Origin of the sequence: Lactiplantibacillus pingfangensis, from assembly GCF_005404945.1 — a bacterium.
Lineage (GTDB): Bacteria > Bacillota > Bacilli > Lactobacillales > Lactobacillaceae > Lactiplantibacillus > Lactiplantibacillus pingfangensis.
On the sequence record NZ_BJDG01000010.1, the window covers coordinates 1 to 24457 of the forward strand.

The 24457-nt window shown below is 45.1% G+C and carries 24 protein-coding genes; 6 read left to right on the plus strand and 18 right to left on the minus strand.

Annotation, left to right across the window (positions count from 1 at the left end; genetic code table 11):
* Nucleotides 1–399 precede the first annotated feature (399 nt).
* Nucleotides 400–1170 carry a TrmH family RNA methyltransferase gene (locus FFM74_RS05990; RefSeq protein WP_137625731.1) on the minus strand — a complete coding sequence of 257 codons (771 nt, stop codon included), beginning with the start codon at nt 1168–1170 and terminating at the stop codon, nt 400–402.
* 140 nt (nt 1171–1310) lie between these two features.
* On the opposite strand from FFM74_RS05990, the gene FFM74_RS05995 reads away from it, so the two are divergent.
* Together FFM74_RS05995 and yidC are read left to right on the plus strand one after the other, a co-directional pair.
* Nucleotides 1311–1583 (plus strand): acylphosphatase, encoded by a 273-nt coding sequence (locus FFM74_RS05995; RefSeq protein ID WP_137615223.1) that lies wholly within the window; start codon nt 1311–1313, stop codon nt 1581–1583.
* 63 nt (nt 1584–1646) lie between these two features.
* On the plus strand, nt 1647–2576 hold the full coding sequence (yidC, locus tag FFM74_RS06000) for a membrane protein insertase YidC (protein WP_137625732.1): 930 nt from the start codon (nt 1647–1649) through the stop codon (nt 2574–2576).
* Between the two features lie 56 nt (nt 2577–2632).
* On the opposite strand, the gene FFM74_RS06005 is transcribed toward yidC, so the two are convergent.
* Nucleotides 2633–3526 carry a helix-turn-helix domain-containing protein gene (locus FFM74_RS06005; protein ID WP_137625733.1) on the minus strand — a complete coding sequence of 298 codons (894 nt, stop codon included), beginning with the start codon at nt 3524–3526 and terminating at the stop codon, nt 2633–2635.
* A gap of 104 nt (nt 3527–3630) precedes the next feature.
* On the opposite strand from FFM74_RS06005, the gene FFM74_RS06010 reads away from it, so the two are divergent.
* A complete protein-coding gene (locus FFM74_RS06010) occupies nt 3631–4848 on the plus strand; it encodes an MFS transporter (RefSeq protein ID WP_137625734.1) in 1218 nt (405 codons plus the stop codon).
* Between the two features lie 56 nt (nt 4849–4904).
* On the opposite strand, the gene FFM74_RS06015 is transcribed toward FFM74_RS06010, so the two are convergent.
* The 4 genes from FFM74_RS06015 to FFM74_RS06030 form a co-directional block, all read right to left on the minus strand.
* Nucleotides 4905–5843 (minus strand): 1,4-dihydroxy-2-naphthoate polyprenyltransferase, encoded by a 939-nt coding sequence (locus FFM74_RS06015; protein ID WP_137625808.1) that lies wholly within the window; start codon nt 5841–5843, stop codon nt 4905–4907.
* A 905-nt stretch (nt 5844–6748) separates the two neighbouring features.
* Complete coding sequence (locus tag FFM74_RS06020; protein WP_137625735.1) at nt 6749–8395, minus strand: HAMP domain-containing sensor histidine kinase; 1647 nt, start codon at nt 8393–8395, stop codon at nt 6749–6751.
* Complete coding sequence (locus FFM74_RS06025) at nt 8395–9081, minus strand: response regulator transcription factor (protein ID WP_024626232.1); 687 nt, start codon at nt 9079–9081, stop codon at nt 8395–8397. Before FFM74_RS06025 ends, FFM74_RS06020 begins: the two co-directional genes overlap by 1 nt.
* A 210-nt stretch (nt 9082–9291) precedes the next feature.
* Nucleotides 9292–10629, minus strand: coding sequence for a replication-associated recombination protein A (locus tag FFM74_RS06030; protein WP_137625736.1), 1338 nt, complete (start codon nt 10627–10629; stop codon nt 9292–9294).
* A gap of 142 nt (nt 10630–10771) precedes the next feature.
* On the opposite strand from FFM74_RS06030, the gene FFM74_RS06035 reads away from it, so the two are divergent.
* Complete coding sequence (locus FFM74_RS06035; RefSeq protein WP_137625737.1) at nt 10772–11074, plus strand: bacteriocin immunity protein; 303 nt, start codon at nt 10772–10774, stop codon at nt 11072–11074.
* A 337-nt stretch (nt 11075–11411) separates the two neighbouring features.
* A complete protein-coding gene (locus FFM74_RS06040; RefSeq protein ID WP_137625738.1) occupies nt 11412–14300 on the plus strand; it encodes a mucin-binding protein in 2889 nt (962 codons plus the stop codon).
* 145 nt (nt 14301–14445) lie between these two features.
* Here FFM74_RS06040 and gndA read toward each other — a convergent pair whose 3' ends face one another.
* The 12 genes from gndA to FFM74_RS06095 all read right to left on the minus strand — a co-directional run bounded on the left by gndA (nt 14446) and on the right by FFM74_RS06095 (nt 23567).
* Nucleotides 14446–15882, minus strand: coding sequence for an NADP-dependent phosphogluconate dehydrogenase (gene gndA, locus FFM74_RS06045; RefSeq protein ID WP_137625739.1), 1437 nt, complete (start codon nt 15880–15882; stop codon nt 14446–14448).
* Between the two features lie 310 nt (nt 15883–16192).
* Nucleotides 16193–16372: a 50S ribosomal protein L32 gene (gene rpmF / locus FFM74_RS06050; RefSeq protein WP_137607429.1), complete on the minus strand. Its 180-nt coding sequence runs from the start codon at nt 16370–16372 to the stop codon at nt 16193–16195.
* Nucleotides 16373–16432: 60 nt separating this feature from the next.
* Nucleotides 16433–16984 carry a YceD family protein gene (locus tag FFM74_RS06055; protein ID WP_137625809.1) on the minus strand — a complete coding sequence of 184 codons (552 nt, stop codon included), beginning with the start codon at nt 16982–16984 and terminating at the stop codon, nt 16433–16435.
* 543 nt (nt 16985–17527) lie between these two features.
* Nucleotides 17528–17680, minus strand: a complete 153-nt coding sequence (locus FFM74_RS13645) for a hypothetical protein (protein ID WP_171000663.1) — start codon at nt 17678–17680, stop codon at nt 17528–17530.
* Between the two features lie 376 nt (nt 17681–18056).
* Nucleotides 18057–19199, minus strand: a complete 1143-nt coding sequence (locus FFM74_RS06060) for a nucleotidyltransferase (protein ID WP_137625740.1) — start codon at nt 19197–19199, stop codon at nt 18057–18059.
* Between the two features lie 10 nt (nt 19200–19209).
* Nucleotides 19210–19947 carry a class I SAM-dependent DNA methyltransferase gene (locus FFM74_RS06065; RefSeq protein ID WP_137625810.1) on the minus strand — a complete coding sequence of 246 codons (738 nt, stop codon included), beginning with the start codon at nt 19945–19947 and terminating at the stop codon, nt 19210–19212.
* Complete coding sequence (rsfS, locus tag FFM74_RS06070) at nt 19944–20300, minus strand: ribosome silencing factor (protein ID WP_137625741.1); 357 nt, start codon at nt 20298–20300, stop codon at nt 19944–19946. Before rsfS ends, FFM74_RS06065 begins: the two co-directional genes overlap by 4 nt.
* A gap of 23 nt (nt 20301–20323) precedes the next feature.
* Nucleotides 20324–20947 (minus strand): bis(5'-nucleosyl)-tetraphosphatase (symmetrical) YqeK, encoded by a 624-nt coding sequence (gene yqeK, locus FFM74_RS06075; protein ID WP_137625742.1) that lies wholly within the window; start codon nt 20945–20947, stop codon nt 20324–20326.
* Nucleotides 20925–21533 carry a nicotinate-nucleotide adenylyltransferase gene (locus FFM74_RS06080; protein ID WP_171000668.1) on the minus strand — a complete coding sequence of 203 codons (609 nt, stop codon included), beginning with the start codon at nt 21531–21533 and terminating at the stop codon, nt 20925–20927. Before FFM74_RS06080 ends, yqeK begins: the two co-directional genes overlap by 23 nt.
* Before the next feature lie 46 nt (nt 21534–21579).
* Nucleotides 21580–21894 (minus strand): ribosome assembly RNA-binding protein YhbY, encoded by a 315-nt coding sequence (gene yhbY / locus FFM74_RS06085; RefSeq protein ID WP_137625744.1) that lies wholly within the window; start codon nt 21892–21894, stop codon nt 21580–21582.
* Nucleotides 21895–21903: 9 nt separating this feature from the next.
* Nucleotides 21904–23040 (minus strand): ribosome biogenesis GTPase YqeH, encoded by a 1137-nt coding sequence (gene yqeH, locus FFM74_RS06090; protein WP_137625745.1) that lies wholly within the window; start codon nt 23038–23040, stop codon nt 21904–21906.
* Nucleotides 23040–23567, minus strand: coding sequence for a YqeG family HAD IIIA-type phosphatase (locus FFM74_RS06095; RefSeq protein ID WP_137625811.1), 528 nt, complete (start codon nt 23565–23567; stop codon nt 23040–23042). Before FFM74_RS06095 ends, yqeH begins: the two co-directional genes overlap by 1 nt.
* A 370-nt stretch (nt 23568–23937) precedes the next feature.
* Between FFM74_RS06095 and FFM74_RS06100 the strand changes: the two genes are divergently transcribed.
* Nucleotides 23938–24456, plus strand: coding sequence for a hypothetical protein (locus tag FFM74_RS06100; protein ID WP_137625746.1), 519 nt, complete (start codon nt 23938–23940; stop codon nt 24454–24456).
* Nucleotide 24457: the final 1 nt, after the last annotated feature.

Genomic DNA, 24457 nt, shown 5'->3' on the forward strand with positions numbered 1-24457 from the left:
AATACCGAAATGAGGTCGCTTAGAGACAACAGTAAATTTATATTATTTCATCTGACAACTTGACAGGGCCTAGCGCACCACTCCTAGTACATAAACTTTCACGTTTTTGTTCTTGAGAGGCCACCACTTTCTCGGGGCAAATCTCATTAAAACAAGGTCCGTATTCAGCTTTAAATCTTTAGTTGAAAGCCAAGAGATTCCCGTTGAATTAACATAATAATCAACCAAATCAGTGCCAAAACTCAAAACCTAAATACCCCGAATTGCGTGTTACTTAAATCACACTTCTAATATTAGAATGAGTTGATTTTGATGACAGTTGTTGGTGAAAAAGGCGTTAACGGCCGGAAGCGGCAATATGCTACTAATCTTCATCACCAAAACACTACTATGACCACTCTAGCGATACAATCCGAACATTAAGATACCAGCCGCAATGGCGACATTCAATGATTCTGCGCGTCCCTTGATTGGAATATAAAGATTTTTATCAGTCAACGCCAAGAGTTCATCGCTCATGCCATTGCCTTCGTTCCCCATGACCAAGCCAAATGAGTCTGGGGCTTTAATGTCCAAGTATTGTGCGGCCTCTGGATTCAATTCGGACCCATACACTGGTTTGCCTTGTGACTGCAATAATTTGACAAAATCAGTCAGGTCAGTACTAATCAATTGTAAATGGAATTGACTGCCCTGCATCGCACGCTCAACTTTGGGTTGATGAATATCAACTGTTCCTGTCCCAAAAGCTACGCCGGCAAAGCCGGCGGCATCGGCAGTCCGCACCATCGTCCCAATATTGCCGGGATCTTGCACGTTATCCAGTAGTAGCCATGGTCGACTCAAATCAAGCTTGGCGAGTGGATCAGCGACTGGCTTCGGCAAGACTGCCAGCGCAAACACCCCTTGTGGCGTCACGGTCGCACTAATGTGACTCGCAACTTCTTCCGAGATTTCAATGAGTGCTGGAAAATGAGTCAAATCAGGCTCAGTTGCCAATTGTTTTTCCGTGATTAGCAACGTTTTGATTGAAACTTTAGCTTTAACGGCTTCGTTAACTAAATGCCAACCATCCAATAAATATAAGCCTTGTTGTTTACGTCCTTTTTTAGTTTGGAGCTTTTTCCACGCTTTTACATGTACATTTTGCAACGAATTAATTTTTTCCATGGACTTAACTTCCCATCCTGCGCTATTTTCATAAGTATAGCATATCGCTTGGAAAGAATTTCCATGCTATTATATTAGTATGGTGCCGTTAGTCATTAGCGACAAGCCGCACCCTGATGTTTTTAAAAGGAAGTGACAATATGCGTGCAGTAACACTCCAAGCCAGCGGTCGTGTGCAAGGTGTTGGTTTTCGTTGGGCAACCAAAGTCGCTGCGGATAAATGTGGCGTTAACGGGATCGTCCGTAATTTAATGGATGGCTCAGTTTTTATTGAAGCTGAGGGTGAAGATCAACGTGTCCAAGTTTTTATTGATGTGATCAAGCAATCACCAACTGATTTCGGCAAGGTCACCAAATTAATTGTCAACGACGTTGAGCCGCAAAATTATCATAATTTTCGGATAACTAATTGAAATCCCTTACCGTCTCTAGTATCATCATGTTTATATGACTAAAATAAAGGGGATTAATATCTAGTGAAAAATAAAAAAGCCCTCACCGTCACGGTGGCACTATCCAGTTTAGTGTTCTTTCTAAGTGGCTGTGTGCAGGTTAAAAATGGTAAACCATACGGCTTCGTTTACGATTACTTAGCGCGACCTGGTCAAGCCGTCATGCAATGGTTAGCCCAACTCTTTGGCAACAACTATGGCTGGGCCATCATTGGGTTGACGGTCATTGTGCGGTTGGTCTTATTACCAATGATGATCAACCAACAACGCAAGTCAACCTATCAACAAGAAAAAATGTCTGCGGTTAAGCCACAATTGGCAGTCATTCAGGAACGCCAAAAAGCGGCAACGACCCAAGAAGAAAAAGCCGCTGCTAGCAACGACATGATGGCGTTGTATAAGGCAAACGGCATCAGTATGACTGGTGGGATTGGTTGTTTACCGTTACTGATTCAATTTCCAGTTTTCTCGGCGCTGTATTATGCCATTCGCTACTCCCCTGAACTTTCCAGTGCTAAATTCATGGGTATCGCATTAGGTCATTCCAGCTTCTTATTGGCAGTGCTTGCCTTCTTGTCCTACTTGGCACAAGGCTATCTGTCAATGATTGGGATTCCAGACGAACAAAAGAAAACCATGCGAACCATGTTAGTGGTTAGTCCAGTTATGATTTTATTCGTCACGATGTCTGCCCCTGCCGGATTAGGGTTGTATTTCTTCGTCGGTGGGCTATTCGCTTGCTTGCAAACATTGATCATCAATTACTTCCGACCACGGATTCGTCGTGAAGTCGAAGAAGAACTTAAGAAACATCCAATTAAGACGCCAACGCCGACTGCTGCTAAGTCGGTCAAAGCAACGGAACAAACGGTTGAAACTAACGCGCCCAAGAATCGCAATGCACGGCCAAACGAAGGTCGTAATGCTGGTAAACAGCAACGACATCATCGTTAATTAGGACGCAAAAAACGTCACTCGCCAAAATTTTTGGCTGGTGACGTTTTTTTGACTCATTTTTGCCGGTAACGCTTTGCTTCTGCCGTTCTAACTTGAATAATTGATCGCAAATTATTGTCCAAAAATGGCCGCTGCTGTTTCTCAACGGTCATAATTTCCATCAAGATCCGGTTACCGACCTGCCAATCACCAAAATAACAGTCCCAGAGTGCCAACCAAACCTGTCGGGAAAACCGACCATCCCAATCTAAATCAGCCGGATCAATTGCCTCAAATTTTGGTTTCAACTCGCGAGCCAAATCAAAGGCCTTCGCACTCAATAACACTTGAAAAACAGTCCCATAAAAAGCTAACAAATCAATCAATACTTTGAATGGATCTCCCCATGGCGTCAAATAGCGGTCACAATTAAGCGCCATTTTTGACATCAGTGGGGCCAAAGCTGCCAAACCGGCATCATTCATCGTTAGTGGTACTAGCACGTTGGCAAACTTGAGTTCCTGCAAGGTCCATGTGGGCGTTTCTTGTAGATGCTGATATGCGGGTAAAATCGCCGCTGTCATCCCGAACTGTGCCCGATCAAAGCTCAATAATTTTATTTGCATATAGCTTGCGACTAAACGGTCATAGGCATGCGGACTCTGCTGATGGCCCTTGATCCACGCACTTAAAGCGGGAAAATTTTGTTGCTCATAATAACGAGCCGTTTGACTCAAAGCTTGGTCTAATGGCGATGATTGATAGTGCTGATGAATAAAGCGAAACTCATCTACCGAGATGGCTAGATTATCCAAAATTTCAAAGAGTTTACTGGCACTAATATCATATTGACCACTTTCAAACCGACTTGCGAACGAGCGTGAGATGATGCCACTATAAATTGCGGCTTGCGTTAACCCCTTTGCCAGTCGCAATTGCTTAATCGTTACCCCTAAACCATCTGCCATGAGAACGCCCTCCTAAATGTGGCATATATGCCACTCATTTAACGATTATCATACGCGTTCATCACCTATAATGCCATTATCAACTAGAAAGATGGTGGTCATCAATGCTAACAACCTTAAAGAATCACACCTTGCAAACCTTAGCCAGCGCCAACTGCTTCGCCACCGTTGGCATGAGTCTATTCAATATCATTTTACTCACCTACGCCAAGGGCTTCGTCCAGCCGAAACTTTTTGTCTCAATTGTGTCAATCGCGACCGTCTCTCCGTATGCACTTAACGTTGTGATGGGCAACTTAGCGGACCGCACCACGGCTAAAGCTCCCTGGTTAATCGGGTCTAAATTTGCACAAGCGCTCGTTTATTTTGGCCTTTCCTTGATCATTAACCAACAAACCGTCGTAACTTTTGCCATCGTTGTGACCTTAAATATCATCGCCACGTTGCTCGGCAATTACGGCAGCAGTTTATTCAATGTCATCATTCAAAATCGCATTAGCGCAACGGATCGGCAACAAGTCTTCGGCTTTAATCAAAGCGTTGGGACGATCATGGCTCCCGTTGGTCAAAGCATCGGTGTATTTATTATCGCCGCCACTCATAATTACGCCTTAGCTGGGGTGATCAATGGCTGCAGCTTTCTCGCCGCCGCAATCAGTCTGCTCATTGGCTATCGTACAATTGTCACAATCGTCCCAGCCACGGCCCAACCGAGCCTCGCAACAATTTGGCAGCTGGCAAAAGGCGCGTTACAACGGGCGACACAATTACCTGCCACGAGCTTTCTTGGGATTATCATGTTGCTTAATATTTTGGCCATGAGTATTGATACCGTCTTGAACTTGTATTTTATCACCGCAGCGCCAAAGTTTGGTCTCCATTACGCCACTGCCATTTTAATTACTAACCTCATCTTCATGACCGGCAGCGTGCTTGGTGGCATTTCAAGTCATACATGGTTAGACCACTTTAGTTTCCGGCAGTTGACCCTACTCACCACGATCACCATCGGCGCCGTTTACTTAGTGCTTTTAGGCTTGCCAAACTTCCTATTAATCATGTTGACACTATTCGGCAGTGCTTTTTGTACCGGCAAATTAGATCCTAAAATGATTGCCTTACTCACCACCAACGTCGCCCCCAACTTGACTGGTACTGTCTTAGGACTGGTCAGCACAACCGTCACGATTGCCGCACCCGTGGGCAGCATCGGACTTGTCTTAGGTTACACGCTCATCGGTGCCCAAGCCGCCTTTATCATCGCGGTCTGTCTGGCTTTGGCTATCAGCTTATGGCTGTGTTTGACACGCGCTTTAGCTTGAAACTCAGTAAACAAGCCAAGCGACAAAAAAACGCCCATAATGGACGTTTGCTTGTGTTAAAAGATAATGCCAATAATTAGTCCTAACAGCTGCATCCCTTGAAATAACATCAAGTTTTGCGGTGCGGTGTTGAAGGTGGTCTCCTTGATTTGAACAGCGTTAAAGGCTTTAATGTTTTTGAGAATCTTTGGTAAAACTAATAAAACTAATAATTGATAAATTGGTAATAACTGTAATACCACACTAATAATCACTGGCACATAGGCTAGTAAAGCCAAGGTATCATACGTCTTCAGCGCGCGTGGTTTCCCAATATAATAAGGCACCGTATAACGCTTGTTACGAACATCTTGATCTAAATCACAAATATTGTCAGCTAACATAATGTTAGAAACCAAGAAAATGTTTGGCATCCCAACTAGAATCATAACCAAAATATTTTGTAAGTTCCCGACAATCGCAAAATGTGGCCAAGCAAATGTGAATCCCATTAGCACCGGTGTTGCCACATTCATATAAACAGCTAAGAAGAAGACCCCAAAGCCTTCAACTGTCCCGGACAACAATTCGCCAAGTGGAAAACGTGAGAATGGTACTGGGCCATAAGTATAGAAGACGGCCACGCCAATGGCCGCTGCACCCATGAATAATAATAGCAAATTCGTTTTAAAAACTAGTACGATTCCCAAGATGATTGCCGTAGCCAACATGATTAAGACCATGCGTAATGACCGTTTTGGTGATAAGTGTTCGCGCCCAATAATATTATAAGTATCGCGATAATGTAAATCGACTGCTAAAAAGTAATCTTGCACATTATTGAAACCCGTCACGAATAAGGCAATTGACACTTGCGCAATTAAATAAATCAGTGAATTGACCCAATTAAACGCGTGAAAATAATAAATAGAGAATAAAATCCCGATAAAATATGGCACGACACTAGCCGCTTTTGCATTTAGCCGAATGAATTGCAAGAAGATCTTGAAAGTCATTGGCTGATAAGTTGTTTCGTTCGACAACTGTTACGCCCCCCGATTAAAAATTACTGCTCTTTCACTATAACAGTCTTTGAGGCTTGTGAAAACCATGGCAAACACTTTAACGGGTAAAAACTTCCGCCTACCGGGGACTTCGTTTGGGGCTGGCACGCCATGAACCAGTTTTGAGCCAAAAAGCGGTCTCAAAAGCTGGTTTTTGACTAACCGCGGACAAACCACCGCGCTAAGTCAAACGCCACGGCTGAGCCCCAAACGAAGCCCCCTCACGGCTAGCGATGTGCATTGCTTTGAATGACCAGTCACCTAAAAATGTTGGTCAGGGACTTGCTGACCGAACTGGTGACCGTCTCAACTTAACTCTGTCAGGACGTGCTGTCATATTTGTTAGCTAGCACCAACTAAAGTTGCTTTTCCCTTTAATTTTTCTTCAAATTCTTGTTTCTTGGCAAACTGCCTCTCTCCATTTGATGCGTGGCAGCTCAATCAGAAATGACTAGTTCTTCTTTGTAATCAATCTTCCTATCGAAATTTTTTTACACTAGCAAATACTTCTTTCAAGTTAAACAAAGACGAGGTTGAAAAAACAAAAAGGTTCATAAACACTGTCTCATTAGTAACTGAGACTTAATTGACTCGTGGTAGGACGGTCTCTTCTAAACTTAATAGCTGAAGGCTGGGACTGATAGCATCGGTCGTGATGGTGGCGTTAATCGGCCGTTTTTGCCGATTTTACACCACGGACGGTCCGGGACACGTGCGATTTTTGCAAGGGTGCCGGGCGAGGGCCAAGACGACCTTGGCTTGGCCCGGTCCCACGGCCGCATGTTATCAGTCCCAGCCGGAAGTGGTTGCCATCAACTAAAAAAAAGACGCCCACAATTGCAGGCGTCCAGATCAAACTATTTTGTTGGTGAATCATGTTCGTGGTCATCGAGTGGTTGTTCATCAGGATCTTGAACAGCCGGCCGAATGCCAGCGGGTCGCTCTGATTTGGCGATCTTTTCGACGGCATCCGTATCCGCTTCGGCTTTCTCCAAAAGTTGTGGATCTTTCAAAATTGGCAAATGGAATCGGAAAATTGATCCCTGGCCAACAACGGACTCAACACTGACGCGACCATGATAGCCTTCAACCAGTCGTTGTGCGATCGACAAACCGAGGCCATTACCACCCTTATCCCGGCTCCGAGCCTTATCGACTCGATAGAACCGATTGAAGACCCGATCCAAGTTATCTTTCGAAATCCCTTCACCGAAGTCTTGAACCGCCACTTCAATATAGCGCCGATCCGTTGACAACGAGAGATGAATTTCTTTACGCTTCGTCGAATATTTCACCGCGTTATCCAGCAAAATAATGAGAATCTGTTCCAAATGATTCCGATAAATTTGCGCATAAACCGGTCGTTTAACATCATCATCAAACGTGAAAGTAAAATCAGGATGGATCATCTTAAAGTCATTAAACGCCTGCGTGACTAACTTTTGCACATCCGTCGTCTCATGACTAAAGTTGATTTCAAGCTGTTCTGCACGCGATAAGTCCAACATTTCTTGAACTAAGCTCTGCATCCGTTGGGTTTCAGACAAGCTCGCCGATAATGATTCCGCCAAAACTTGCGGATCATCTTTGCCCCAGCGGTTCAGCAACTCCATGTGGCCTTGAATAATTGCCACAGGCGTCCGTAATTCATGTGAAACATCTTCAACGAATTGCTGTTGTTGCGTAATATAGCGTTGCATTTGATCAAGCATGTCATTAAACAAGACGGCTAAATCGGATAATTCATCATTCCGATTCAAATCTGGGACTCGCGAATCGGTTTGCGGGTCCAAATTGACCGCATTAATCGTTTTAGTAATCTTCTTCATTGGCCGCAATAAGAATGCCGCCAAGAAATAACCCAATAACGTGGCCCCAAAAATGGCAATCAAGGTCATCACAATAAAAATCCACATTAAATTATGCGTTGTATTGTGATAATCTGCTAAATCGTCGGTCACTTGGGCATAACCGATTAATTTGTGGTTGGCTGCCGCATGAATTGGTGCCCGCCCAACTAATTCCGACTGACTGCCGTGCCCAACGAGTTGAATGGAACGGCTCGCGTTCTGCTTAAATTCATGGGTATCTTTACGCGAAATGTAGAGCGTAATGCCTTCTGGATCATAGACCGTCACGGCCAGATTCGTTCGCGACAAAGCCGTCAATTCAGAATCAGAAAAGATCTTAGTTTGTAAGGCGCCATGTTTACGGGCTTCCATGCCATCGGCCGGTTCAATATTGGCTTCCGGCTGAAGCTTGGCAGCTACCGTCTTAATGGTGAGCCCCTTTGACTCCGTGCGTAACGATTGTTGGATCGTCGACACGGCACTGGCAACATCGCGTTGTTCTTGTCGGATCAAGAGGTTCGTGAAGCTCTTATACACCAACAATGAAAAACAAATAAAAATGAGCGCGGTCCCAATTGCGGTCCCCAGCGCCCATTTCCATTTCAACGACCAACGTTTATGTTGCGTTGTCTTCGTTTGCGTTTCGTCAGTCATTACGACCGAATCACATATCCAGTCCCACGAACAGTTTGGATGTAACTCTTCTCACCTGGGCGATCAATCTTATTCCGTAAGTATCGAATATAGACATCGACCACGTTAGTTTCGACTTCGGATTCATAGCCCCAAACTTTATTTAATAAAACATCCCGCGCCAATACCACGTTAATATTTTCCATCAAGGTCAATAATAATTCGTATTCACGTTTCGTCAAGTTGATGACTTCATCACCACGCTTGACGACTAAGTTTTCTTTTTCAATCGTTAAATCTTTGTAGGTCACAGTGGTTTGTTTGGTGTTCTGCTGTTCGCTCTCCAAATCAATTCGCCGTAACAATGCCCGCAAACGTGCCAATAATTCTTCAATCGCAAATGGCTTAACAATGTAATCATCCGCGCCATGATCTAAGCCAGAAACTCGGTCAATGACAGAATCTCTAGCGGTCATCATGATAATTGGGGTGTTTTTAACTTCCCGCACCCGCCGACAGACTTCCAACCCGTTCAATTCGGGTAACATTAAGTCTAACAGGATGGCATCAAAATCTTCACCCAATGCTGCGTCTAACCCTTTGCGGCCATTGTATTCAACCTGAATATCATAACCTTCATGCTTTAATTCCAGTTCGACAAAGCGGGCAAGGTTCTTTTCATCCTCAATAATTAATATTCGACTCATTTACTTTTAGTCACTCCTAATATTCAACTTATCTAACAATCGTGCGACGCCGTGTTTTATGAGAGCCTCTCTCAACAAACATGTACAACATGTTATTTTAACATGAATACGGTAAATTTCCTACACCTGAAATTTAGCCAACCCTTCATTTAGCTCTCATTTTAACCGGTTACCATCCAATTGCAATTTTGAAGTTCGGTCGGCCACCGATTACTCATCTTCAGTTTGTGGATGGGTTGCATGCCACTGCTTAATGGCTGCTAAGCGTTGTTGCCAAGCTTTTTCTTGGCCTTGGTCGGTTGGATGATAGTACGTTTGCCCCTTTAACTCCGGTGGCATCGTCGTCATATCAGTCAATTTATCGGCCGTGTCGTGCGCGTACTGATAGTGATCGCCATAGCCCAAATCTTTCATTAATTTTGTCGGTGCATTGCGAATTTGTAACGGTACCGGTAGATTTCCTTTAGCCTTAACATCCGCTTGAGCAGCCGATTTGGCCACATACAGTGCATTCGACTTTGGTGCTAACGCCAAATACGTCACGGCTTCCGTTAAATTAACATCGCATTCAGGCATCCCAATCAACTGACAGGCTTGGAAGGCCGCAACCGTCAATGGCAACGCCTGCCGATCAGCTAAGCCCACATCTTCACTGGCAAAACGAATCAGCCGTCGAGCGATGTACAACGGATCCTCGCCACCGTTTAACATGCGCATCAGCCAATAAATTGCCGCATCGACATCACTGTTCCGCATGGATTTGTGCAAGGCTGAGATGACATTATAGTGCTCTTCGCCATTTTTATCGTAACGCAATGATTTCGTATTGATGAGCTGGTATAACCCCGCCTCAGTCACGGTGACCTCATGGCCCTCACGTTCACCATTCAGCACAGCCATTTCTAGCGTATTTAAGGCCATGCGGGCGTCACCATTGGCAAATTCAGCAATCAGCTGCAACGTGTCGGTTTGTAACTTGATGGTTAAATCCGGAAAACCATTGGGTTTATCTAGCGCTGCTTGCAACACATCAACGAGTGCCGCTGTGGACAGCTCTTTCAAGACCAACACTTTACACCGTGAAAGTAAGGCGGCATTAATTTCAAAGGACGGATTTTCGGTCGTTGCCCCAATTAACGTAATACTCCCACGTTCAACATATGGCAGAAAAGCATCTTGTTGGGCCTTATTAAAACGATGAATTTCATCAATGAAGACTAAGGTTTTTTCACCAAAATCACGGTTAGCTTCGGCCTCATCCATAATTTTGCGAATTTCTTTAATGCCGCTAGTGACCGCCGAAAAGGTGATGAAATGCGACTTAGTTTGCTGGGCAATGATTTCTGCCAGCGTGGTCTTGCCAACACCCGGCGGTCCCCAAAAAATCAACGAGGGTAATTGATCTTCCGCAATCAACTGCCGCAACATCTTGCCAGGACCTAGCAAGTGTTCTTGCCCCTTGAAGCCATCCAAAGTCGTTGGACGGACACGATAAGCTAATGGGCTACTCGCCGCATGTTCTGGATTAAATAATGATTCTTGGCGCATCGCCAACACCTCCGATTAAATAACTATTTTTATTATATCGCAAACAAACGTTCGGGACAAAAAAGTCGTCAGTTGGTTCAAGCTGAACAGTGCATTCACGCCGTCCAGGTGCTATACTTCAATTTATACGGGGGATGATACGATGTTAAAAGATCCAAAAGCTGAACACTTACTACAACAAATCAGTGCCGCCTACAACGATCCAGAAGTTGCCAAAGACACCGTCTTAGAAGCCCATTTACTAAGTTGTGCACAAGAACTGTCGAAGTACGAAAATTGTCTACTCACTGCGCCGCGAGTTAACGCTCTCATGCTTGATGCCTCACGAGCACACATGCAGCACCCGATTCAAGCAATCAATACGCTGTACACCCAAACAGCACGGACTTCCGAATACTACTGGGGCGTTGCTGCCGCAACCATTTTAGGTGGGACTATTTGGTAACTAACTCGTTGTTTGAGCCATTATTATTGCGACTTAACCTTTAAAAAGCATCAAACCCTACTTGGGCCTGATGCTTTTTTTGATCATCTTTGGCGGCTTAACCCGTCCTCAACTATGCTAAATTGACCGCTTGAGAAAACTTACTAACTAGCTCAGCAATGAAGCGTTAGTCAATTTCTTGATGTACAAACCGGTAAATTGTGATAAGCGGCTAACACTGGTATACCTATGTTGAAATCAATAAGCAGTCTAGAATTTGGTGAATTTTTTGATCGTGGAATGAACATCAAATTACTAAAATAACACTCGCTTATTTTTCAGAAAGGTCGCTTAGCTTATGCAGTCAACGAAATTACAACAAATCCAACGAATCACACAGCAAAACCAGCAACAACAGTTCAAACGAACTTGGGAAACTAGGCTGATCCTATTAGGGAGTAGCGTTGGCTTAGGCGCAATCCTCTGGACTTTACCGGCCGTTGCGGCCACCACCCCACTCGACACAGCAAAGCCGACCACCAGTTCAATCACGACCAGCGCTGCCGCTAAACCGAATTCAGTGGCTTTATCCACGGCCAACCCGGTTAACACGGTAGCGAGCTCGGCCAGTTCAGCAGTCCCAACTAGCAGTGTCGCAACAACTCAGGCCACGCCAACCACGGCCACAACTGTTAGCACGACCAGTTCGGCCGCGACAACGACAAGTAGTGCCACTCAAACTAGTCACACAGCTAGTTCTGCTGGCGGAATCGGCTTCGTTTTACCCAGTTTAGCAATCAGTGCGCCAAGCAGTGCCTTTGGCAGTTCAGCTAGTGGTGCTAGTTCAGCAGCAACTGCTGGCAACACCGCGACCAGTGCCACCACGAGTCAATCGTCGACCAGCGACAGTGAAGCTGCTAGTTTAGCTGCCTTGCCAGACGCAACCATCGTCAATTTTGCTGATTCCGGTATCGAAGCCAATATTTTAACTGACATGGCTAGTCACGGCCCCATTACTTTAGGCGATATTCGCCATTATACTGGGGCGACTTTAGCCATTGGAACACCATATGTGCCGTTAGAAATCACGACGTCGCTCACTGGCATGCAATACTTACAAGCCTTACCACAAACCACATTAATCAATTTCTATAGCAATTATCCTAATCCTAATTTCGACTTATCGCCATTGGAACACGACCGCTTCCGTGAACTCAGCATTAACGTTGACGACATGTCAGCGATGAATCTAAAGCCATTGCTGTCAATTGACCCAACCACCATCCTGAGTTTGCAATTGAATGGCTCAATCAAGTCAGACATGTCAGATTATCAAAATAACCCAGAAGGCATGACTAATGCACAATTAGCAGAAATTGCGCCCTGGTTAACCGCAATCGACAATACCTCGCCTGACCCTGCTGAGACCTTGGACTTTAACTTATCGGACAACTCGTTAACCGACTTTTCCTCATTGTCTGGTTTTACGAAACCAGCGCTGTTTACCGCCCTTGGGCAACGGCTCAATTATGAGACAACTCCCGTTAACTTTGTGATTGGTCAACCAGGGACCTTCACTGCGATACCGCTGATTGGCATGACAGGTGATTCGTGGACAAACCACTATTCATCCACCCTAAGTGGCAGTCCCACCCAAGCCCTAACAGATACGACCCATCCACTCGAACCAGCCATCACAAGTCTTGGAAACAGCCGCTTCGAGATCAAAACCGCTTACCCAACCTTTCCAAATTCGAATTGGTTTGCTTATGGCTTGGCTGGCGAATTTAATCTGACCACGGTCGCACAACTTTATACCAACTCGGTGCATACCGTTTATCCAAATGGGACAACTTTTGAATATGATGGCATGATTTATCAACCAGCCAATTGGTTACCGGCACCTGAATTAAACATCAAATACGTCGATCGTACCACTGGAGCTGAGCTTCAACCCGCAACCCTCATTAAAGGAACCACGATCGGTGCTGCTTACGATCTGACGCCGCAAACTAAGCTTTCCGGCTATATCTTTGATGCGCAGCGAAGTAGTTCGCCGACTGGCAGCTACACGCAAGACCCACAAGCCCTAACCTTCACGTTTGCACAACAACCAGCCGGTGGTATTACAGTCAGATATTTGACTGAAGCCGGGATTCCGATTGCAGCAACTACGACGATCAATGGCAACGTTGGCACCGCTTATCAAAGTGAACCACTAACATTAGTTGGCTACACTTATCAAAAGTCAACAACGACCGTACCGACCAGTGGCACCTTGTCAGCAGCTGCCGGCACGATTGATTACATTTACACGGCTAATCCTTTGACACGAACCATTAACTATCTTGATGTCACCACCGGCCAAGTCTTGGCGACCGATCACATCACAAGTGTCTATAAGAGTACGACGAGTTATCGTCCGACCGCAACTATCGCCTACTATGAAGCGCAAGGCTATGACTTGGTCGCCAATAATTATCCAACTGATGATTCAGTATTCGATAATCCCATAACGAACGCCACTTATGAGATCGAATTAGCACATCAGACGGTTGCTTTGACCCCCACCACACCAGGCTTACCAGCAAGGGTCACCCTTCAAAAAAGCGTCAGTCGAACGATTCAATATGTTGATCTGACCAATAAAACCGTGACAAGCCCAACAATACAATCAATTACTTTTACGCGTAATGCCGTCCGTGATCTAGTGACTGGTCATGTCACATACGGCCCATGGGTTGCGACAGGCACCGATCGTTTCGGCGCAGTCACATCACCAATCTTGACTAACCTCACGAGCAATACAGCCGTAACGCCTGCAACACTAGCAGTTCCCGAATCCACACCAGATACACTGGTTACCGTGAGTTATTCGCCAACACGGTCTGCAAGTGCAACCAGCCATGTTCCCACTGGTGCAACTATGCGTACGAGGAGAAGTTTGACTAAAGTCGCCCAACCAACGCCAACAATCGTTCGCAACCGAGTAACCGCTGCAACATATCAGGCAGCAACAACTAAACTCGCGACCACGACTGCGCCAACGCGGTTACAAACAAAGCCAACCACAGATACTAGCCCATATGAGCGCGCAAGCAAAGCAACTAAATTGCCCAAGCCAGCTGCTAGTGATCTACCACAAACTAGCGAGCAGTCAACTGACACGTCGTTATTAGGTTTCATCTTAATCGCATTCACTAGTTTCTTAGCAGGCTTGAAACGGTTAATTAAACGAGACGCTTAATGACCGATGCTAATTGACTTTGGAATCCAGCGACACCATTGTTCACACTGCTTTTGGCACTCGCAAACTTCAGATCATAACAAAAAACTAGCCACAGAAAATTCAAAAATTTTCCGTGGCTAGTTTTTTTAGTTAACGATTATTATTATTGTTCTTCATACCAAGTGTAATGGAACATCCCGTCGCGGTCTGTCCGTTCGTAGGTATGTGCCCCAAAGTAATCCCGTTGTGCTTGTAATAAGTTAGCAGGTAAAACTTCGGCCCGATATGAGTCGTAATAGGACAACGCAGCACTGAATGATGGTACTGGAACACCAGCTTGAATGGCCAAGCTTAAGACGTCACGCGTTGATTGTTGATACTTCGCAGCAATATCTGTAAAGTAATCATCCATCAACAAGTTGTTTAAGTCAGGCTTCTTGTCAAAGGCATTCGTAATATTTTGCAAGAATTGGGCCCGGATGATACAGCCGGCACGCCAGATCTGTGCTAATTCACCATACTTCAAGTCCCAGCCGTAATGATCTGCAGCAAAACGTAATTGTTCAAAGCCTTGAGCATAGCTCATGATCTTACTGAAGTATAAGGCTTGGCGAATTTTTTCAACTAATTCTGCTTTAGCAGGCAATTTGACGTCATTCTTAGGACCAGCCAACTTCTTTGACGCAGCGACCCGTTCGTTCTTCATCATTGAGATGTAACGGGCATAAACGGCTTCAGTGATAACTGATTGTGGCACTTGAACGTTCAAAGCATCTTCGGAACTCCACTTACCAGTTCCCTTGTTGTTCCCACGGTCTAAGATCATGTCAACAATTGGCTTCGTCTTATCGTCGCCCAAATCATCTTTACGGGACAAAATGTCAGCAGTGATTTCAACAAGATAACTGCTCAATTCACCCTTGTTCCAGTCAGTGAAGACTTCAGACATCTCATCAACCGATAACCCAGCCACATTGCGCATAATGTTGTAGCTTTCGTCGATTAATTCTTCGTCACCGTATTCGATACCGTTGTGCACCATCTTAACGTAATGACCGGCACCGTTTTCGCCAATATAAGTGACACATGGTTTGCCGTCTTGAGGCGCCTTAGCAGAAATCTTTTCTAAGATTGGTGCCACTAAATCATAAGCTTCCTTTTGACCACCTGGCATTAATGAAGGCCCTTGTAAGGCACCTAATTCACCACCGGAAACACCCATGCCAATAAAGTTGATGCCAGATTTATCCAAACGGGCATTGCGAGCCATGGTATCGTTGAAATTAGTGTTCCCACCATCAATCAACACATCGCCTTTGTCTAACAATGGTAATAATTCATCAATCACAGCATCGGTTGGCTTCCCAGCTTTAACCATCATGATAATTCGACGTGGTGTTTCAAGTGACCCCACGAAGTCTTCAATCTTGTAACTTGGGACTAATTGTTTGTCCGCGTGATCCTTAACAACCTTTTCCGTTTTAGAACCAGTCCGATTAAAGATTGCGACCTTGTAACCGCGGCTTTCGATGTTCAAAGCCAAGTTTTTACCCATGACAGCCATACCAATGACGCCAATTTGTGGTTTTTCATTACTCATTATCTGTTTGCCTCCCAAATTTTACTACGTGACTATCGTACCAAAAACGCTTTCGTAATTAAAGCAATTTGCGTCGATTTTTAAAATTAATTTCATATTTTTTCATATAGTGAGAAACTAATTTTCATATCCGACGGGCTTGTAACCGGTAGAAGTCCCCAAAAATTCTCTGTGCAAACGACCATTATATGTAAGCGTTACAAAATTCACGCACAAAAAAACTCGCCGCAGCGAGTCTTCATAATCGTTTGTGTAAAGAAAATTGGCATGCGCCATGGCCGCGATGCGCCTTTTCATCAACTAAATCAAATTAGTTGTTTACTTTAACGACTTCTTTACCATTGTAATACCCACAACTAGGGCAAACACGGTGAGATACACGTAATTCACCACAATTTGGGCATGGTGCCAAATTAGGCGTAGCCAATTTAATATGACCACGACGGTTGCGTTTACGCATCTTTGATGTTCTTCTCTTAGGTACAGCCATCAACGAACACCTCCTTAAAATAATTTCACAAATGTGATGTTTTTGATAGGTCCAGCTAAACTAATCCTTAGTTTCCTGATCAGGGAACAGGTTTTTTAATTTAGCTAAACGCGGATCAACAGTTTTATGTTCTTCAGCTTGCTTGGCTAAGTCTTCCTCACGAACGACTTCCCAGCCCTTGCCAGTTGGCATGGCTTCACCATTGAGCTCAGCTTCAGAGAGAATCTGCATGGGGATGTGAATTAAAATGTTATCCTCCACAGCAACATCAAAATCAAGAATATCATCTTCGGGTAAAAAAATGACCGTATCAGTTTTTTCAAACCGTGCTAAATCGGTCCCCTTTGGCACATAATATTCTGTCATTTGAAAGGCCAGCGAAGTTGCCACTGGCGTCAGCGAACGACTTGATGGCAACGTTAAGTTAGCATCAACTTTCGCTGAGATTAGCACGCTACCCTTTCCATAGCTGACAAAGCCTTTCGCTTGAACGGCTTTGACATCGAGAATTTCAGGATAACGCGTCATCAGGGAGTGTTTTAGGTCCAATGCTTCATCAAACTGAAGTGGCTCTTCACGGTAACTTTTAAGTTGCCCTAACGACCATTTCATTTGAAAACCTCCTAATGCAACGTGATAAATTATACCTGTGTGAAAATCCTTTGTCAATGTTTTTTCCTTGACAGGCCAAATTGCCCGCCACTGTTCACCACCATAACAAGAAACGCCCCGCTGGTCAACCAATATTATCCCAACGTATGTGACAGGTTTTTCTCGGTTTCCTCTAAATTCATTATCAAGTAACTCAATTTCCGCCTACCGGAGGCTTCGTTTGGGGCTGGAACGCCATGAACCATTTTTGAGCCAAAAAGCGGTCTCAAAAGCTGGTTTTTGACTAACCGCGGACAAAACCCGCGCCAAGTCAAACGCCACGGCTGAGCCCCAAACGAAGCCCCCTCACGGCTAGAGACGTGCATTATTTGAATTGCGCCGGCAAGCCAAAATAATTAACCAGATGTCAACCAAACTAATCAGTATCTAAACGTAATCTTCTCCAATAGACCAGTCAATGTTCGACTGCCGCTTCGTAACATTGAAACACGCACTAGTTATTGAATAACCGCCAATCTAGACTGGCTAATAATGTCGTAATTATCAGGCTGAAAAAGGTTGCTTAACTTCTAAACGCGAAAGCGCTAAATAGTCATGAACAGCAACCATATCGGCAATGATTATGCCTAAACTAGACCAGCCAGTGAGTGCTCTGAGAAAATCTAAAACATTGTCGACTGGATCAATGATTTTCAAGAATCAAATCTACTTTTTAGTGTCAGTTACTTTATAACCATTAACTTAGCTGGAGAACGACGCTGATAACATCGGTCGTGAAGGTGGCGTTAGGTCGGCATGTTTCTTATCTTACGGAACGTACGGTCCGGGACACTTGCGGCTTTGGCAAGCGTTCCGGGCGAGGGCCAAGATGTTTCTCAGGCTTGACCCGGTCCCACGGACGCATGTTATCAGCGGCGACCGGAAGCGACCATGTGAACTAATCTTCATGCCCTAATCATTGACATGGCGGTAATTGTTAGCAGTTTTGATCTTTCAACCTTTAGAACCCAATTAGAAATGACCAGATCTTCGATATCAAACAATCTTCCTACTGAGAAAAATTTTACACTAACTATTCCAAAACTCTGAGCGGGTGTCGGTATAAATCTTGGGACTGACCAGTCACGAGTTCATACACCCGCCCGGCGCGATAATCCAACGCCAAGCCATGCAACCGCAAATCCTTATTGATTTTCGTATACAACGGGAGCGACAAGTGCTTTTTCACTTGGTGCAAATAAGCCTGGCCGGCTGGACTGAAGCCTAACACCCGCACATAATTATGCGTCTGTGCGGTTTGAACTTCCGCTGCTGTCAGTTGCAACAAGGCGGCGGTTGCCACGCGTTGTAGGCGGGTATAAGTATATCGCTTCGACTTAGCCCGCGTCATTAAGTCTTCAAAGCTCGTCGCCGCTTGGACCGTTTCTTTCATTCGATACTCTAAGCCCTCGGCCATCTGATCAATTTGATGCGTTTGCGTGACAGACGCTGTCAGCAATTGGTACTGTAAATAGGGCCAAAAGTCGTCCCAGGTCTGCAATCGTTGTGTTTGTAACTGTTTCAATGTTTGTGCTGGCACCACTGCCTGAACTTGGTCCCATTTTTTCAGCATGGCCGCGGTTCGAATCGCCGTGCCACTCGCAAAGGCACTTGCTGGCTGGATCTCATCATCACTATGGACTGCCACTTGACGCTTGATCGGCACTAGCCTCAACTGCTCGCCAAATTGTTGATTGGCTAAGTAATAACAAAAGCTCAGCATGTCGTTAGCGTGCGTCAACGACACCCCGGTCGTCTGTTGTAGCGCACTGTTGAACTGGCTCGCATAAGTCGCATTGTAATGTTTAAAAGCCGCCTGGGTTTTCGGCAGCGCCGTTAGCAATCGCTCGAAATTGAGTTCAGGATGTTCGGTGCCAAAAACCAAAGACTCGCAGCCTAATGCCGTCAAAATTTCTACGCCACCCCGGGCAAATAAATGTGCCGGCTGGGTCGCATAAAATACCGGTAATTCGACCACCAAGTCAACGCCAGCTTCAAGTGCTAACTGGGTTCGCGTCCATTTGTCCAAGAGTGCCGGTTCCCCACGCTGTAACCAATTACCGCTCATGACCACCACACTACAATCGGCCTGTGTGAGCTTTTTAGCTTGTCGCAAGTGATACAAATGACCATTGTGCAGCGGATTATATTCAGTTATCAGTCCTACTGCTTGCATGACGCATCACCTACTTTTGACAGTCAAAAAACCAACGGGTCGTTTTATCATCGGGCGTGCTGCGACCAAAATCAGCCGTCACCTTAACTTTGCTAAAGCCAGCCGCGGCCAAGGCAGTTTGATAATCTGCTAAAACATAAGTCCGTTCTTGGTGAAGTTCACTAACTTCATCAAAAGCTTGCTTGTCAGCATTCCAGATAAAGAAACTCAAATCGTGCTCGGCCCCGTGCGCATAGTCTTCACTCGCATAGCTCGTCCACATGAAGGCCCGTTCCTCATCACGATAGTTATACATATACCCCGGATAGATTTCGTCCGTTTGATAAGGTGTAATCACATCAAATAAGAATTTACCCTCGGCAGCTAAATGTGCTGCCACTTGGGTAAAGGCCGTCTGAACTTGTGACAAGTCTTGCAAATAACAAAATGAATCAGCAAAACAAGTCACAGCAGAGAATTCACCAATCTCACTTAGATCCAGCATATTGCCAGCCACTAAAGGTAGTGGCACATCCGCTTCTTCAGCGTGTTGCTCAGCTAGCGCTAACATATTGTCAGACAAATCCAGTCCGGTGACATGATAACCAGCTTGTGCTAATAAGACCGCTAACCGGCCAGTCCCACAAGCAAGTTCCAAAACTTCACCAGACTGATCTGGCAATTCACGACGCACAAAATCCAGCCATTGCTGGTACATGGCTGGATCGAAAAGTTCGTCGTAAAGTTCGGCAAACGTCTGATAAATCATGCGTTTACCCATTGATCAACGTCGACAAGTGGCGCATCTGACCATAATTTTTCGAGGTTATAATGTTGACGTGCATCCTTTTGGAAGACGTGGACGATCACGTCGCCACAATCAATCAAGACCCATTCGCCAGCAGTCCGGCCTTCAACACTTTTCACGTCAGAACCGGCTTGACGAATAAAATCAACGACGCTGTCAGCGATTGCTTGAACTTGGCGTCTTGAATCAGCCGAAACGATGAGGAAATAATCCGCCATCAAGCTAACTTGTGCCACATCTAAAGCGACAATATCTTCGGCCCGTTTGTCATCGGCCGCTTTGACTGTTAATTGTAATAATTCTTTACTATCCATGTCATTCTCCCTTTAATCCATCTTTATTTAGTTGCGACTGTCCCAACGCCACCAACCCAGGCATTATAAGTTGCCAAGGTTTGTGGATAGACAGCTGCGCCTTGCGTAATCAAGTAATTGAGAGTGTGCTGTATCTGATAACGCACACCAGCTGCTAACGACTTTTTGGTGATTTTCCGAGCGTCATCGACTCCAGGAAAATCCCGTTTTGGTTCAATAAAGTCCGCCATAAAAACAATCTGGGCTAACTTGGGCATATAAGGCGCGCCTACCGTATGCAACCGGACCGCGTTTAAAATATCTTCATTGTAAATATGAAGTTCGTCCTTAATCAACTCAGCGCCAACCACACCGTGCCAGACGCCGTTGCCATAATTCAACAAGGCTGGATCAAGTCCCCGCGTCTTAATGAGGTGAATGAACGTCTCATCGGAACGCTGCTTGGCATAGTCATGTAACAGACCGGTAATGCCAGCTAATTCTTGATCGACACCATTTTCAGCGGCAAGTTTGCGGCTGGTCTGTTCAACCCGTAAGCAATGTTGAAAGCGCCCATCGGTTAGCTTTTCAGCCACCTTTGCGGCTAACTCAGCGTGCGTGTATGGCACTAAATCCTCAGTGAATTCAATTGGTTGGCTTGTTTTCATACAACTGATGCTCCTTAATATACGCCGCCACAGTGTCCGGCACTAGATAACGTACCGTATGGCCTTGACTCACTTTATGACGAATTTGCGTTGAACTGATGTCAATCAGTGGCGCATCAACCCAGATCACCGGATACTGGCTCGTCGTTGGATACCCTGTCCGTTTAATGCCAACGAACGTCACCAACTTGACGAGTTCATCAATGTGCGACCAAGTGTGCAAATAGTCCACCATGTCGCCACCAATAATGAAATAGTATTGCGTCTCTGGATGCTGCGCTTTCAACGCCTTCATCGTATCATAAGTGTAACTTTTTCCGCCACGTTTCAGTTCGGCCGTTTCTAGTTTAAATAACGGATTATCGGCAATGGCTCGTTGAACCATGTTAGCCCGATCCTGAGCCGGAATCGTCTTCTTTTCATCAACATGCGGCGGCTGCGCATCCGGCATAAACCGAACCTCATCCAAACCCAATTGATCGCCAACCTGCTGTGCCATAATTAAATGACCCATATGTGGTGGGTTAAACGTTCCGCCAATAATGCCAACGCGACGTTGTGGCAAGGTCGTCACAACCTCAGCCATGACTTTCGTCGCGGTTTGACTAACCGTCTTCACTAAAAATCCCTCCCTAGATCTTTGCGACTTCTAATGAAAGCTTTTGGAATTCTTCGTGTGTCGATGGCAAATATAAGACCAAGACGCGGCCAATCGTCTGAACGACCGTAATCGGTGTTTTAGTTTCAATGGCTGTTTGAACATCAGCAATCGACACATCCGAATTTTGTAAAATATTGACTTTGATCAATTCACGTTTATCCATGGCCCCAACTAACTGGTCTAACCAGTCCGCAGTCAACCCATTTTTACCAACTGAAAATAGTGGGTGTAAATGATGAGCCTGACTCCGCAAATAACGTTTTTGTTTTCCTCGTAAGTTTTCCATTAAACTCTCCTAGTTCTTATTAATCATGGCTGGACGCGTTAAGACGTCCACGCCTTTAGGTGCCCAACCGGCAACCCGTGTGTCGGCCGGAACGGTGACCCAACCTAGACCTTCAAAAACCACATCGCTAGTCTCAGTTGTTTTAAATTCATGCCGGACGAGCGGTGGAAAATCAGCAACCGCATCGCCAGTTGGTGGTGTAATCAATTCACCGACATGCTTCGTATAGAAGTTCTCAGCATTTTCAGTCCGGGTACGGTGCAAAGTTAAATTATTGTCAGCATAGACGATACCAGCCGGCTTGATCGTATCCACGATATCTAGACGGGCGACCCCACCCAAGAATAACGTTTGCCCGTTGCCGAGTTGATAAGCTTTCGGGCGAATTTCCTTTTGTGGTGAGACTAATTTCAAATCATCGCCACTTAAAACGTGGGCCATCTGTGCCGGATGAATAATCCCAGGGGTATCCACCATCTTATGACCATCATCTAGCGGGATTTCAATTTTATCCAAAGTTGTCCCAGGGAACCGTGACGTGGTAATCAAGTCTTTCAACCCAGTATTATTGGCAATAATTCGGTTGATCAAGGTCGATTTACCAACGTTAGTGACGCCGACAACATAAACATCGCGACCACGACGATACTTGTCGATCAGTGCCAGCAAGTCATCAATCGCGTGACCTTTTTTAGCGCTCGTTAAGGCAACATCAACGGGCTTAATACCTTGTGCTCGAACTTGTTGTGCCATCCAAGCACGTAATTTTGTGCGGCGTAATTGGCGTGGCAACACATCTTCTTTATTACCGACGAGCAAGACCGGGTTATCGCCAACAAACCGTTGGAGACCAGGAATAATACTGCCGTTCAAATCAAAGATATCAACCACATAGACGACTAACGCATCCGCCTCTCGAATGGTTGCCAACAAGTGCCGAAAGTCATCATCCGTTAAGTCAACGGGGACGATTTCATTGTAATGACGTAATCGAAAACAACGTTGGCAATACAAATCCTGTGACTCATTTTCCAGCGATTTTTTCAAGGCTGACGCAGGCGTATAACCGGCCGCGTCGGGGGTTGTCGTTTGAATCGCAGCCCCACAGCCAATACAATATAAAGTTTCTTGAGTTGTTTCACTCACTATTTAAGTTCCTCCTGAAAATGCTTTTCTGGATATCGATGGGCCAACCGTACTTTAATGAAGCGTTCAAAGAATCGATTAATCCGCGTATTCCAAGCGTCCGTTTTCACTAACGGTTTGACTAACACACTTTGAACGCCAGCAGTATGAGCTGCCCACATATCGGTGATATATTGATCACCGACCATAATCACTTCATTTTGACGTAAGCCAAGATTGCGGCGAGCCTTTTGAATCCCAAATGGCAACGGTTTTAACGCCCGTGACACAAAAGGTAAGTCTAAGGCCGCGACAGCCTTGGCAATTCGTTTCTCTGAATTATTTGAGACAACAATTAATGGGATGCCGGCGTCTTGTAGCCCATGCAACCATTTTTTGAGTTCTGGGGTACCATCTGGATTGTCCCAAGCAATCAACGTGTTGTCGAGATCGGCAAACACGGCCTTAATGCCCTTTTCACGGAGTTGCGCTGCGGTAATATTATAGATTGCTGGAATCATCCAAGTTGGTTTGAATTGGTTTATCATCATTTTCCCCTTCACTTCTGCTGTCATTGGTGCTGACATCACGTCAGACCTCACTCGCTTATTTTATCATACTCCGGACCCCTTTTAATAGCAGGGCTTTCCCGTCACCTTTGGCCATTCGACCTGATAAATTCAGTTATCTTCTAATAATAGAGGGTTTTAAATAAATGTGCAACTTTTATTAATCAAGCCGGTATATTAACCGATCATTGACGACAGAATTTAAGCTCAGTAGTGTTAGTCACTCACCAGCAACCAATGTTAGCGAGGCTTATATCAGTTGGAATTTTCTGAACGAGTTCACAACCATTTAGGGAAAGCGTATATTTAAGCTGTAAAATAAATATTATTATGTTTGGAGGAGTTTTTAATGGCAGCAAAGGAAACCAAAGAACCGACGGCTAAAGAAACTGTCATGGCGGCCTACGTCACCGACAACTACTTTAGTAAGGGCCATTGGTGGACCAAGATTTGGCAAACACTGATGGCAATCGTCTTTTGGATTTGCGTGGCAATTCCCGTTTACTGGACAATTTCATCAACTTTACTCATCAACAATCACCGTTTCATTCACGCTTGGCGTTATGAGGAAGGTCGGACCCTCTTCTACTTTTTTGACCGGTTCTTCATTATTGCGTTTATTATTTTAGCAGTTATTGTTATTATTTCGACCATTCACAATAATCACCGGGTCAAGCAACACGTTGAAAAGACTGTCCAATATGACGAAGCGCAACTATTAGCGCGTAAGCAACATTTGGAAGCTTTTTATACGGCACGATTTGGCAATAAAGACTTCCGGGAAAACGTTCGGAGCTATCACGTTAAACCAGAACAAAATCTAGAAGTTAATGAAATCCACAAACTCTATAAAGAGGAGGAAAAATAGC